We start from the raw sequence: 14305 nt of genomic DNA on the forward strand, positions 1-14305 counted from the left end.
TTGCCTGCGGTTCAACGACGGCTCTGGGATTGCACGAACACCGTGCTGGTGAAGGGCGGCACCTCGAACTCGTCGGAAGTCACTTTGGCCTGACGCGCAATCGGATCGCTCGATTCCTGTAGCACTGGATGCAGCTGGTAACCGCTACCGCCCGGCAAGCGAACACGCTCGGGCGAAGCGTTGAGCACCACCATCAAAGACTGATAGCGCCGGTCGAGATCGCGGCCGTCGCGCGGGCCATCGGCCAGGCTGAAGGCGATCACGCCCGGTTGCTGCTCCGGACCCGTGTTGTGGAATTGCAAGCGGCGTTGCACCTCGCGGGCGCTGTCGAGCTGGAACAGCGGGCTGTCGCTGCGGATCGTCAGCAATTCGAGAAATCGACGCTTGGCGGCGACGATGTTCACTGCGCTCGGCCTGGCATGAGGGTCGGCGATGACCTGGCGGATCAGTGGCCAGTTGTCGCCATCCTTGTCAGCACGCGGCAGGCCCTTGTTCCAGTTGTTGTCCTGGTAGCTGAAATCCACCGTATTGAACCAGTCACCCGAGTCGTAACTGTCACGCTGCATGGATTTGGAGCGCAGGATGTCCGAGCCGAGATGGATGAAGGGCAACCCCTGGCTGAACAGCGGCACGGACAATGCGACCAGTTGCAGGCGGACGCGGTCAGCAACCGGGAGGTTGGCCGGGAGCTTGTACTGGTTGTTGTCCCATAGCGTCTGGTTGTCGTGCTTGGAGACGTAGTTGATGGTTTCCTGCGGGTCGAGTGTGTAGCCGGCGGGTTGTCCGTTGTAGTCGATCTCTCCGCCGCTGCGCAGGCTGCCGTCGGCGCTGATGAATTGGAAGTCGCGCAGACCGCCGGCGATGCCGACGCGGATCAGGTCCGCCGCGTGCAGCAGTTGCGCCTTTTCCTGCGCGCCAGCGCCGGACAGCTCATTCGGTCGGACATAGAGGCCATTGGCGAAACCCTGATTGCGGCGGATGCTCTCGCCACCGTCGAAGGGGCTTCCACCGCGCACCGCATCGCGCTGCCGATCGTTGAAGGTGCCGATGCCGGTGCCGGCCATGTTCAGCTGCGTGGCGTTGACGCCACGGGCATTGCCCGCCACTTCGCCGAAATCCCAGCCTTCGCCGTAGAAGTAGGTATCCCGGTCGATCCGGCGGACGGCTCGATAGGCGTCCACTACATTCTTGCGCAGGTGATGGCCCATCAGATCGAAGCGAAAGCCGGCGACCTTGTAGTCGCGAGCCCAGACCTCCAGCGAATCGGTCATCAGCTTGGCCATCATGCGGTGTTCGCTGGCGGTGTTTTCGCAGCAGGTCGATGTTTCCACGGCGCCGGTGGATGGATCGCGACGGTGGTAATAACCGGGCACGATCTTGTCGAGCACCGATTTCTCGGCCAGCCCAGAGGCGTTGGTGTGGTTGTAGACCACGTCCATCACCGTGGCGAGGCCGTTGCTTGCGAGCGCCTGGACCATCTGACGGAACTCGATGATGCGCTGCACGCCTTCGGCGTCGCTGGCGTAGCTGCCTTCCGGTGCGGTGAAGTGGAAGGGGTCGTAGCCCCAGTTGAAATTGTCGAGCGCGCGCAGGTCGTTGTAGAGCGATTGCGCCTGTCCGCTGGCCGGATCGAACCCTTGCAGCACTTGGCGAATGCTCGTCGCACCGCAGTATTGCGCCCAGCGCTGGCGGGCGCCGGAAGACAGCTCGCAGAGCTTGGCGAAGGGATCGTCCAGGTCGACGCGGCGAGCGGGGTCTTCGTCAACGGTGGCGATGTCGAACGCTGGCAGCAGCTGCACATGGGTCAGCCCGGCCTTGCGTAGATCGCGCAGGTGGCGCATGCCGTTGCTGTCCGGCTGGGTAAAGGCGCCGGAGGTGCCGCGCAGATCGGCCGGCAGACTGGTGTCGCTGGCGCTGAAGTCGCGGATATGCGTTTCGTAGATGACGCTCGCTTCGGGGCGTTCCGGATGTGGTGGACGCAACGCGTCCCAGCCGGCGGGCTTGAGGTCGCTGGCGTCCAGGTCGACGACCTGGGCGTACTGGCTGTTGAGCGACAGGCTCAGGGCGTAGGGATCGCTGACCAGTGTCGTCTCGATCTTGCCGGTGCTTGGCCGATAGGCCGTGACTTCGTACTGGTAATACTGCCGATCCAGCGACGGCGGGCCGTCGAGGCTCCACACGCCGAGGCGTTCGTGCATTGTTTTCGGGTAGCCAGGCAGCAAACGCTTGGACGCGTCGAACGCATGCAGGCGGACCCGCTGGGCCGTCGGTGCCCAGAGTTTGAACGACACGCCGCGCCCATCGACTCGCGCGCCGAGGTCGCCGTTGTAGGCGAATAGCTGATCGAGAACGCCTGCCGTCTGTACTTCGGTGGCGTCAATGACCTGTTGCTGCGCGTCATAGGCGACCACCACCAGCTGACTCATGACGGCGCGACGTAACGCCGGTGCGCCGGCCACGAAGCGGAAGGCCTGCGCTTCGGCCAGATGCGGATGCTGGCGTTTGAGCCCTTCGCGAAGCGTTGCGGGGCGCAGCGCGAGCGCGGTGCCGCCGCTGACCGTGCGTGTCTCGCCGTCGATACGGATGCTGGCGTCGGTGGAATAACGCAATTCGAGCCGGCTGGCCGCTGGCGCGCCGTCGACCAGCGCCAGCGTGAACGGATCGAGCCAGTGCGCACGCGCGCCCTTGATCGCGACCTCGGGCCCGCTCAAGGGCGTGCTGGAAAGTTGTGCGGTGCCGCTGAGCGTAAAGACACGACGGCCCAAGTCGTCGAAGCGCCAGGTCAGGTCGCCGCCACCCAGGTCCTTTTCGTCGCCTTTGTGCATGATCAGGTTCAGGCAGCTGGCGTCGGCGGTCAGTGCGATACGGTAGTAGGCGCCGTGCTCCGGATCGGTGCCGGCTGCTTGCAAAGGTTGATCCCAGCCGGTTTCCGTCTGGCTGCCATTGCATGCGGCCGTGTTCCATAGATGCAGGCCCCAACCGGCGTAGTCGCCGTCGGCTCGTTGGTAATACAGCAGGGCCTCATCGGGGCCAGGGTCGAGCGGTGCGGCCGATGCTGGCTGGAGGGCCAGCGAAAAGCCGCCGAGAACGAGCGCCGCCAGGCGCCGATAAGCGATCGAGCGTATGAGCATGGTTGAGGTCCCGGTGTTGTTATTGTTGTACCGCACGCAGGATGGTCGACGCGCGGTGGACGCTGCGCATCCTCCGTGGGGGTTGCTCGTGGGGCGTAGCTTGGGGCCGTAATAGCCTTCTGCTTGCCCCACCATGCCGAGAACGTCTGGTTGGTGGTGTTGCCCGGTCCTCGCTGCGGTGGGCTGAAGCGGAACGCCGCCCGGCCCACCCTACAACTGGTTGGGCTTGGGGTAACCGGGTGGGGTTGCTGATCGAGGCCGGCGGGTGACTCGTCTTTCGGAAAAAGATGGGCACGGCGCAATCGGGCATGGAAAGCCTGACTGTTTAAACAACGTCGTTCACTTAGCCGTTCGCCCGAGGTCGGGCCTCTCACGAAAGCGGCAGGTACATACCCGTTCCGTAGGAGGCGCGCCCTCGCGGCGAATACAGGCTGCAGGCCTGTCCAAACGCACCTGTTTCGAGTTTGCCCAATGGCTCAACCGAAGTTGATCGGCGGCAGGTCCTTCAACTCCACGGTTTCTTCACGGCGCGGTGCGAGTACTTCGGCTTCGCCATCCACGACCTGTTCATCGTTCTGGTTGAACACGCGCGTGGCGATGCGTACGCGGTTCTTCGGCAGTTTTTCGAGAATTTCCAGGCGCACGGTCAGGGTGTCGCCGAGCTTGACCGGGCGGGTGAATTTCATCGTCTGGCCGAGATAGATGGTGCCCGGGCCGGGCAGGGTGCAAGCAACGGCCGCGCTGATCAGTGCACCGCTGAACATGCCGTGGGCGATGCGCTCCTTGAACGGCGTGCCGGCGGCGAATTCCGCGTCGAGGTGGACGGGGTTGCGGTCGCCCGACATGGCGGCGAAGAGCTGGATGTCGCGCTCCTCGACGGCTTTCTCGAAGCTTGCGGTCTGGCCGACTTCCAGAGCGGAGTAGGGCGTGTTGCTGATGGTGGTCATTAAGTTTCCTCGGGCGCAGTCGGGGCAGGGGCCGTCCGACGGGTCGATATGAATTGCGCTGCGCGATGAGCGCTGCGCCTGCGATGCGGCTGCATTCTAGTGAGATGTCGCGGTCTTGTCCCAGCGAGAGTCACGGCGTGACTCGTGGGTTCCCGCGAGGCGCGGTACGTCTTCTTTCACTATTGCGTATAGCTGACGTGTGCGCCTCGGAATCGTGGCTTGCCGTGACGAAAGATTCACAACAGTGATTTGCGCGACGCAACGCTGTTGCGCTGTGCGGTCGAACTGCTAACTTCGCCGCAGCCCACTCTCAGGTAACGAGGCCAATAACAATGCAACCTGATTTCTGGAACGACAAACGACCCGCCGGTGTGCCCAATGACATGGATATGGGTGGGTTCCGCTCGGTGGTGGAGGTGTTCGAGCGCTCCTGCAAGACCCATGCGAACCGCCCCGCATTCAGCAATATGGGCGTCACGCTCACCTTCGCTGACCTCGATCGTTACTCGGCGGCCTTCGCGGGCTGGTTGCAGAATCATACGGATCTGCAACCGGGGGATCGCATCGCGGTGCAGATGCCCAACCTCCTGCAGTATCCGATCGCCGTTTTCGGTGCCCTGCGTGCCGGACTGATTGTGGTCAACACCAACCCGCTGTACACCGCGCGGGAGATGCGCCACCAGTTCCAGGATTCCGGCGCGCGGGCGCTGGTATATCTCAATACCTTCGGCAAGCTGGTGCAGGAGGTGCTGCCTGATACCAGCATCGAGGTGCTTATCGAGGCGCGGATCGGCGACATGCTGCCCTCCTTCAAAGGCCTGCTGGTCAATGCCGCGGTCAAGCATGTGAAGAAGATGGTGCCGGTCTACAGCCTGCCTCAGGCTGTGTCGTTCAAGCATGTGCTGCGCGACGGTGCCCGCCACAGCCTGAAGCCGGTTCCGCTGACGCTCGATGACGTCGCGGTGCTGCAATACACCGGCGGTACCACTGGCGTCGCCAAGGGCGCGATGCTCACCCACGGCAATCTGGTCGCCAACATGCGTCAGGCACATGCCAACATGCAGCAGCTCGGCGCCGACGGCCACCCGATCATCAAGGAAGGGCAGGAAGTGATGATCGCGCCGCTGCCGCTGTACCACATCTATGCATTCACGGTGAATTGCATGTGCATGATGGTGACGGGCAACCACAACGTGCTGATCACCAACCCGCGCGACATCGACGGCTTCGTCAAGGAGCTGCAGAAGTGGCAGTTCACCGCCTTCCTCGGGCTGAACACCTTGTTCGTCGCGCTCATGTCGCATCCGGAGTTCAAGAAAATCGACTTTTCCTCGCTCAAAGGCACCAACTCCGGCGGTACCGCACTGGTATCGTCGGTGGCCGAGCGCTGGAAGAGCCTGACCGGCGTCACTGTGACCGAGGGTTACGGACTGACCGAGACGTCGCCAGTGGTCTGCGCCAACCCTCACGGCGACAAGTCGCGGCTGGGCACCGTCGGCCTGCCGGTGCCGGGCACGGCGCTGAAGGTGATCGACGACGAGGGCATCGAGCTTGCGCTAGGTGAGCGTGGTGAGCTTTGCGTTAAGGGTCCGCAGGTGATGAAAGGCTATTGGCAACGACCGGAAGCTACCGCCGAAGTGCTCGACGACCAGGGCTGGCTGAAGACTGGCGACATCGCTGTGATCGACCCTGATGGTTTCGTGCGTATCGTCGATCGCAAGAAAGATCTGATCATCGTTTCCGGTTTCAACGTCTATCCGAACGAGATCGAAGACGTGGTCATGGCGCATCCGAAGGTGGCCGCCTGCGCCGCGATCGGCGTCGCCGACGAGAAGTCAGGGGAGGCGGTGAAGCTGTTCGTAGTGCGCAGCGATACCAGCCTGACGGTCGAAGAGCTGCAAGCCTACTGCCGGGAAAACTTCACCGGTTACAAGGTGCCCCGGCATCTGGTCTTCCGCGACGCGCTGCCGATGACGCCGGTTGGCAAGATCCTGCGCCGGGAGCTGCGCGAGCAAGCCTGAGGTAACGACTTGGTGCTACATAGTGAGTGACTGATCGTTCGTGATCAGTCACTTTGTGTCGTTTTAACCAGCTGTGGCCACTGTTCGGCCTGTGCCAAAGCTGCTAACCTCGGCCCGCTTTTTGACCGGAAAACCGGGTACAAAAATTAACAAAACACAACAAAACAGCTGCTATATGCAGTGAAGCTGTCGCTGAGGAGTGGGGTCATGACCGATAACTTCTGGAAGGATAAATATCCTGTCGGGGTCGAGAGCGAAATTAATCCCGATGAGTTCCAGAACATCCAGGCAGTGCTGAAACAGTCCTGTGAGCGTTTCGCTGACAAACCGGCCTTCAGCAATCTCGGCAAGACCCTGACCTACGGTGAGCTATACGCCCTATCCGGCGAATTTGCCGCCTACCTTCAGCACAACACCGATCTGCAGCCGGGCGACCGGATCGCGGTCCAGCTGCCCAACCTGCTGCAATATCCCGTCGTGGTATTCGGCGCCATGCGCGCCGGGCTGATCGTGGTCAACACCAACCCGCTGTATACCGCGCGGGAAATGGAACATCAGTTCAATGACTCCGGCGCCAAAGCATTGGTCTGCCTGGCCAACATGGCTCATCTGGCCGAAGAAGTGCTGCCTAAGACCGGCATCAGACACGTCGTCGTCACCGAAGTCGGTGACATGCTGCCGACGGTCAAGCGCCTGCTGGTCAATGCCGTGATCAAGCACGTGAAAAAGATGGTGCCCTCCTACAACCTGCCGAAGGCGGTCAAATTCAACGACGCCATGGCCCTCGGCCGTGCCAAGGCGGTTCGAGAGTTCAATCCTGCCGGTGACGACATTGCCGTGCTGCAGTACACCGGCGGTACCACCGGCGTTGCCAAGGGTGCGATGCTGACCCATCGCAACATTGTCGCCAACATGCTGCAGTGCCGCGGCTTGATGGGCACGGAGCTGGGGGTCGGCTGTGAAACCATGGTTGCGCCTCTGCCGCTGTATCACATCTACGCGTTCACCTTTCACTGCATGACGATGATGCTGATCGGCGCCCATAACGTGCTGATCACCAACCCGCGTGACCTGCCGGCTTTCGTCAAGGATCTGGGCAAGTACCGTTTCAGCGGCTTCGTCGGGCTCAACACCCTGTTCGTCGCGCTGTGCAACAACGACGACTTCCGCAAGCTGGACTTCTCTTCGCTGAAGGCAACCTTCTCCGGCGGTATGGCGCTGCAACAGGCAGCCGCCGAGCGCTGGCAACAGGTGACTGGCTGCTCCATCTGTGAAGGCTTCGGCATGACCGAAACCAGCCCGGTAGTCTCGGTCAACCCGTTCGGCGGTATCCAGATTGGCACCATCGGTATCCCGATGCCTTCCACCCAGTGCAAGGTCATCGACGACGAAGGCAATGAACTGCCGATTGGCGCGACGGGCGAGCTGTGCGTGAAAGGGCCGCAGGTGATGAAGGGCTACTGGCAGCGCCAGGAAGCCACCGACGAAGTTCTCAGCGCCGATGGTTGGCTGAAGACTGGCGACATCGGCATCATTCAGGAAGACGGCTATCTGCGGATCGTCGATCGCAAGAAGGACATGATTCTCGTGTCTGGCTTCAACGTCTATCCCAACGAACTCGAAGACGTGCTCGCGACGCTGCCGGGCGTGATGCAGTGCGCTGCGATCGGGGTTCCGGACGACAAGTCCGGTGAGGCGATCAAGCTGTTCGTGGTGGTCAAACCGGGCGAGAGCGTGACCAAGGAGCAGGTCATGCAGCACATGCATGACAACGTCACCGGCTACAAGCGGCCCAAGGCCGTCGAGTTCCGCGACAGCCTGCCAACCACCAACGTCGGCAAGATTCTGCGTCGTGAATTGCGTGACGAGGAGTTGCGCAAGCTCGGCAAGAAGTAAAGCATTCCGCCGGACATCAAGCCCCGCTTTGGCGGGGCTTTTCTTTATCCGCAACGCTCATCCGTGCTCATCCGTTCCGAGCCGCCCAGGTTCGAGTTCAATCAACCCGACAAGCGGTGCTGCCGTCTGGCGCAAAGTTCGAACCGAGACGAGGTTGCCCCGGTCTAGGACGCTATGGCCGCGTCCCGCTTTCCGGTCGTTGAACCCCAACCTGCCTCGCTATGTAACGCTGAAGCTGCAAGATCGTTTTCTGTAGATGCGATCGTGCGGGCGGCTTCGCCTTGCTATTCGCTGCACGCCGGGTTTCAACGTCGGTCGTGCCGTAAGGGGACGATGGCGCATGCCATTTCGCGGCCTGCCCATCAATCTCGTTGCAAGGATGAGTTACCCATGCAGAAAAAAAACAATGCACGTCGGGTAGTTGCTTCTCTCGCTCTAATCGCTTCCGCTTCAGCCCTGGCTGCGCCTTCCGTGGAAACGGCACATTTCGATGAGTTATGGTCACCCGGCAAGCCCGACTCCAGGGCGTGTCGGTCCCCTCTGCTGGTTGGCACGCCGCTGGGTCTGCCGCGCTGCATGCAGGCCAGCAATATCATGAAGCACCTGGAGAACCTGCAGGACATCGCCGCGCTGAATCAGGGCAACCGGGCCTCCGGTCAGCCCGGTTACCAGGCCTCGGTGGATTACGTGCGCACGCACCTCGAGCGCGCTGGTTATGAGGCCAGGGTGCAGAGCTTTCCGTTCCTCGCCTTCTACCCTGCGGGCCCCGGCTCGCTGAATGCCGTCACGCCGCAACCGGCGCAATACGCCTGGGAAGAAGACTTTACCTACGCCGACCAGACCGATCCGGGCAACGTCACCGCGCCGGTGGTTGCGGTGGACCTGTCGCTCGGCGCCGGCAACACTTCGACCAGCGGCTGCGAGGCGGCGGATTTCGCTGGCTTCCCGGCTGGCGCCATCGCATTGATGCAGCGTGGCACGTGCCCGTTCGGCGACAAGGCGACCAACGCTGCGGCTGCGGGCGCGTCCGGCGCGATCATCTTCAACCAGGGCGATACCGAGGATCGCAAGGGGCTGATGGCTGCCACGCTCGGTGAGGACTATCAGGGCGGTATCCCGGTCCTGTTTTCGACCTACGACCTCGGTGTCGCCTGGGCGGGTACCGAAGGCTTGCAGATGAGCATGAACGTCGACGTGGTGCGCGAGCAGACCGAAACCTACAACGTGCTGGCCGAAACCCGCCGGGGCAACCCTAACAACGTGATCGTTGTTGGCGCGCATCTGGACTCCGTATTCGAGGGGGCCGGCGTCAACGATAACGGTTCGGGCAGTGCCGCCTTGTTGGAAATGGCGGTATTGATGGGCAAGGCACATCCGTTGAACAAGGTGCGCTTCGCCTGGTGGGGGGCGGAAGAGTCGGGTCTGGTCGGTTCGACCTATTACGTTAATCAGCTGCCGGACGAGGAGAAACAGCGGATCAAGGCGTACCTGAACGTGGACATGATCGGCTCGCCGAACTACGCCAACTTCATCTACGACGGTGACGGTTCGGACTTCGGCCTGCAGGGTCCGCCCGGCTCGGCGGCGATCGAGCGTCTGTTCCGCTCCTACTTCCAGCTGCGCAACGAGCCGTCCGAAGGCACCGAGATCGACTTCCGTTCCGACTATGCGCAGTTCTTCGATGACGGCATCGCTTTCGGTGGTTTGTTCACCGGAGCCGAAGACATCAAGAGCCAGGAGCAGGCGCAGCGTTACGGCGGTACGGCGGGGCAGTCGTTCGATCCGTGCTACCACACCGAATGCGACAACCTGGGCAATATCTCCACCGAGGCGTTGGAGCTGCACGGCGATGCGCTGGCCTTCGCCACCAGCTGGCTGTCGCTGTCGACCAAGATGGTCGACGACGAGATTGCTGCCGCAGCCGAGCAGAGCATAGGCACCATGCGCATTCAGCAGGTTCAGGAAAGGTCTCGCTGGGGCCTTTGGATCAGGTAGGCGCGTAACCCCGCGCCGATTCGTCGGCGCGGTTCCTCCCGTTCGGTCATCCAGCTCCCGATCCGCCTACGGCCAGCCGGCCAAATCTGCGACAATCGCCGTCCTCCCGAAATCGCTTATGGCTGTCCATGACCGACGCAACGCCCGCTTTCGACACCCTGCACAAAAATCTCGACCAGGCCTTCAGCGCCGACCGCCATCGCCTGCGCCGGCAGTTGCATGAGCTGAGAAAAAAGCCAGACGAGGGCAAGCTCGCGCAGTGGCTCGAACGCTTTCAGACCTCGGCTGCCAAGGTCGAGGCGCGGCGGCAGAGCGTGCCGGCCATCCGTTATGACGATGCCCTGCCTATCGCCGCCAAGCGCGACGAGATCAAGGCCGCGCTGGAAAAGCATCAGGTGCTGGTGATCGCCGGCGAAACCGGTTCGGGCAAGACCACCCAGCTGCCGAAGATCTGCCTGGAAATCGGCCGTGGCGTGCACGGGCTGATCGGCCATACCCAGCCGCGGCGTCTGGCCGCGCGCAGCGTTGCCACGCGCGTGGCGGAGGAAATCGGTACGCCGCTGGGCGAGCTGGTGGGCTATCAGGTGCGCTTCGAGGACCAGAGTACCGACAGCACGCTGATCAAGCTGATGACCGACGGCATCCTGCTGGCTGAAACCCAGCACGACCGCTTTCTGGAAAAGTACGACACCATCATCGTCGACGAGGCCCACGAGCGCTCGCTGAACATCGACTTCCTGCTGGGCTTCCTCAAGACGCTGCTGCCGCGCCGGCCGGATCTGAAGGTCATCATCACCTCGGCGACTATCGACCTGGAGCGCTTCAGCAAGCACTTCAATGACGCGCCGATCATCGAGGTTTCAGGGCGTACCTATCCGGTAGAGACCTGGTATCACCCATTGGCAGCGGAGACCGACGAAGACGGCAACCGCGTCGAGGACGATCTGACCGTCGACCAGGGCATCCTCGCCGCGCTGGACGAGATCGAAGCCCATGAGAAGAGCATCGGCAAGCGCCCCGGCGACGTGCTGGTGTTCCTCCCCGGCGAGCGCGAGATTCGCGATGCCGCTGAGATGCTGCGCAAGGCCAACCTGCGCCTGACCGAAGTACTGCCGCTGTATGCGCGGCTGACGCCTGCCGAGCAGCAGAAGATTTTCCGCCCGGCAGCGGGGCGCAAGATCGTGCTGTCCACCAACGTGGCGGAAACCTCGCTCACCGTACCGGGCATCCGCTACGTGATCGACTCCGGCACCGCGCGTATCAGCCGCTACAGTTACCGCGCCAAGGTCCAGCGCCTGCCCATCGAGGCGGTGTCCCAAGCCAGCGCCAACCAGCGCAAGGGCAGGTGCGGACGCGTCGAACCAGGCATCTGCATCCGCCTGTACAGCGAGGAAGATTTTCTTTCCCGCCCCGAATTCACCGATCCGGAAATCCTGCGTACCAACCTCGCCGCGGTCATTCTGCAGATGCTGCACCTGCGCCTGGGCGACATTCAGGACTTCCCCTTCATCGAGCCGCCGGACGGCAAGGCCATCAGCGACGGCTTCAACCTGTTGCAGGAACTCTCCGCGGTCAACCGTGAGAACCAGCTGACGCCGCTCGGTCGCCAGCTGGCGCGCCTGCCCATCGACCCGCGGCTGGGCCGCATGCTGCTGGAAGCCGCGCAGCAGGGCAGTTTGGCCGAAGTGCTGATCGTCGCCAGTGCGCTTTCCGTGCAGGACGTGCGCGAGCGCCCGGCTGATCGCCAGCAGCAGGCCGATCAGGCGCACGCGCAGTGGAAGGACCCCGATTCGGATTTCGCCGCGCTGATCAACCTCTGGCGCGGTTTCGAAGAGAAGCGTCAGGAACTGGGCTCCAACCCGCTGCGTACCTGGTGCCGGAAGAACTTCCTCAACTACCTGCGGCTGCGCGAGTGGCGTGATGCTCACCGCCAGCTCACCCTGATCGCCCGTGAGCTCAAGCTGGGCGCGAGCAAAGCCCCGGAAGCTGTTGTGCCTTCACTCGCCAAGGGCCGAAAAGCAGCCGAGCAGATCACGCCGACCACCGATACCAAGGTCAACGTGGTCTTCCGCCAGCAGGCCGAGGCTAGCGAAGCCGCACAGAAGGCCAAGGGCTACGCCGCGGTGCACAAGGCGATCCTATCCGGCCTGCTCAGCCAGATCGGCCACAAGACCGAGGACGGCGATTTCCTTGGCGCACGCCAGCGGCGCTTCTGGGTGCATCCATCCAGCGTGATTGGTCGCAAGAAGCCCAACTGGATCATGGCCGCCGAGCTGGTGGAAACCACCAAGCTGTTCGCCCGGATGGTGGCGAAGATCGAGCCCGAGTGGATCGAGCCGCTGGCCGGCCACCTGATCAAGAAGAACCACTTCGAGCCGCACTGGGAAAAGAAGCGTGGCCAGGTGGTGGCCTACGAGCAGATCACGCTCTACGGTCTGATCGTGGTGGGCAAGCGCCCGGTGCATTACGGCCCGGTCGATCCGCCCACGGCGCGCGAACTCTTCATCCGCGAGGCGCTGGTGCGCGGCGAGATCAACAGCCGATCCCGTGCGCTTTCTGCCAACCGCGAACTGCTGGAGCGCATGGACGAGTTGGAAGCCAAGGCCCGCCGGCGCGACATTCTTGCGGACGAGGAAACCCTGTTCGGCTACTACGATGCGCGGCTGCCCGTCGACATCTACCAGACCGCCAGCTTCGAGAACTGGTACAAGCGCGAGAGCCAGAAGAACCTGCAATTGCTGGTCATGCGCGAGGAAGACGTGTTGGCCCGCGAGGCCCGCGAAGTCACCGCTGCGCAGTATCCCGATACCCTACGCATCGGCGAGCTGCAATTGCCGTTGGAGTACCACTTCGAGCCCAACCACCCGCGCGACGGCGTGACCCTGCGCGTGCCGGCGCCGCTGCTACCGCAACTGCGCCGTGAGCGGCTGGACTGGCTGGTGCCGGGGCTGATCGAGGCCAAGGCCGTGGCGCTGGTGCGCAACCTGCCCAAGGCGATACGCAAGAACTTCGTGCCGGTGCCGGATTTCGTCGGCGCGGCGCTGGCGAAGATCACCTTCGGCGAGGGTTCGCTACCCGAGGCGCTGGGCCGTGAACTGCTGCGCATGACCGGTGCCCGCGTGCCGGAAGAAGCCTGGCACGACGCGGCTACCGGGCTCGACAGCCATTTGAAGATGAACATCGAAGTGGTCGACGCCCGTGGCAAATTCCTCGGTGAAGGCCGCGACTTGGCCGAGCTTACCGCGCGATTCAGTGAGGCCAGCCAGGCCGCGCTGGCGCCGCTCCAGCAGAAGGCCGAGCAGAAGCCGGTCGAGGCCAAGGGCTTTGCTCAGGTGGCGGAGAAGACCCAGGCGAAGATGGCCGGGTTGTCCATGACCGTCTACCCGGCGCTGGTGGAGGAGTGTGGCGTGGTCAAAGAGGGGCGCTTCCCGACCCAGGCCGAGGCCAACTATCAGCACCGCCGCGCCCTGCAGCGCCTGCTGCTGCAGCAATTGGCCGAGCCGTCGAAATATCTGCGCAACAAGCTGCCGGGGCTGACCGAGCTGGGCCTGCTCTATCGCGACATGGGCAAGGTCGATGCGCTGGTTGAGGACATCCTGCTGGCGAGCCTGGACAGCTGCGTCCTCGACGGCGAAACCCAGCTACCGCGCGAAGGCGCCGCTCTGGCTGCGCTGGCCGAGAAAAAACGTGGCGAATGGACCGGCCACGCCGAGCGCCTGGCGCGCTTGGTGCTGGATATCCTCAAGCTCTGGCACGGCCTGCAGAAGCGCTTCAAGGGCAAGATCGACCTGGCCCAGGCCGTGGCGCTCAACGATATCAAGGCGCAACTCACTAACCTCGTTTATGCAGGCTTCGTCCGCGAAACGCCCGTCGAATGGCTGAAGGAATACCCGAGATATCTGAAGGCCATCGAGCAGCGTTTCGAGAAGATCGGCGCGCAGCTGCAGCGTGATCGCGTCTGGTCTGGCGAACTTGCAGGCTACTGGGAGCAGTACCAGGCGCGGCTGAAGAAGCACCAGCAGGAAGGCAAGCGCGACCCGGAGCTGAGCCAGTACCGTTGGATGCTAGAGGAATACCGCGTTTCGCTCTGGGCGCAGCAGCTCGGGACGAAGATGCCGGCTTCGGACAAGCGGCTGAGCAAACAGTGGAGCCAAGTCGAGCCGTAAGCCAACGCCGCTTCCGGCGCGGTCCCAACGTAGGGTGCGCTCTGCGCACCGCATGCAAGAGGCCTGGCGGTGCGCAGAGCGAACCCTACGCGAAGCCAGCCGGCCTTGGTGGAGCGGCTCCTCCCTGGCTGTTTCCCGTTTCGTCGTGA

6 protein-coding genes are annotated in these 14305 nt (G+C 63.0%); 4 read left to right on the top strand and 2 right to left on the bottom strand.

Features of this window, described 5'->3' with window-relative positions:
* Positions 1-11 precede the first annotated feature (11 nt).
* Together pulA and V6943_RS07835 are read right to left on the bottom strand one after the other, a co-directional pair.
* On the bottom strand, positions 12-3131 hold the full coding sequence (pulA, locus tag V6943_RS07830) for a pullulanase-type alpha-1,6-glucosidase (protein ID WP_340553130.1): 3120 nt from the start codon (positions 3129-3131) through the stop codon (positions 12-14).
* 476 nt (positions 3132-3607) lie between these two features.
* Positions 3608-4078: a MaoC family dehydratase gene (locus V6943_RS07835; protein ID WP_197445475.1), complete on the bottom strand. Its 471-nt coding sequence runs from the start codon at positions 4076-4078 to the stop codon at positions 3608-3610.
* A 332-nt stretch (positions 4079-4410) separates the two neighbouring features.
* On the opposite strand from V6943_RS07835, the gene fadD2 reads away from it, so the two are divergent.
* The 4 genes from fadD2 to hrpA all read left to right on the top strand — a co-directional run bounded on the left by fadD2 (position 4411) and on the right by hrpA (position 14156).
* Positions 4411-6099, top strand: a complete 1689-nt coding sequence (gene fadD2 / locus V6943_RS07840; protein ID WP_181101847.1) for a long-chain-fatty-acid--CoA ligase FadD2 — start codon at positions 4411-4413, stop codon at positions 6097-6099.
* A 207-nt stretch (positions 6100-6306) separates the two neighbouring features.
* The gene (fadD1, locus tag V6943_RS07845) at positions 6307-7995 is read left to right on the top strand and encodes a long-chain-fatty-acid--CoA ligase FadD1 (protein ID WP_340553131.1); all 1689 of its coding nucleotides are present in this window, start codon (positions 6307-6309) and stop codon (positions 7993-7995) included.
* Positions 7996-8385: 390 nt separating this feature from the next.
* Complete coding sequence (locus V6943_RS07850; RefSeq protein WP_340553132.1) at positions 8386-9990, top strand: M28 family metallopeptidase; 1605 nt, start codon at positions 8386-8388, stop codon at positions 9988-9990.
* A 128-nt stretch (positions 9991-10118) separates the two neighbouring features.
* Positions 10119-14156, top strand: a complete 4038-nt coding sequence (hrpA, locus tag V6943_RS07855; RefSeq protein WP_340553133.1) for an ATP-dependent RNA helicase HrpA — start codon at positions 10119-10121, stop codon at positions 14154-14156.
* Positions 14157-14305: the final 149 nt, after the last annotated feature.

Origin of the sequence: Pseudomonas sp. CBC3 (assembly GCF_037967085.1) — a bacterium.
Lineage (GTDB): Bacteria > Pseudomonadota > Gammaproteobacteria > Pseudomonadales > Pseudomonadaceae > Stutzerimonas.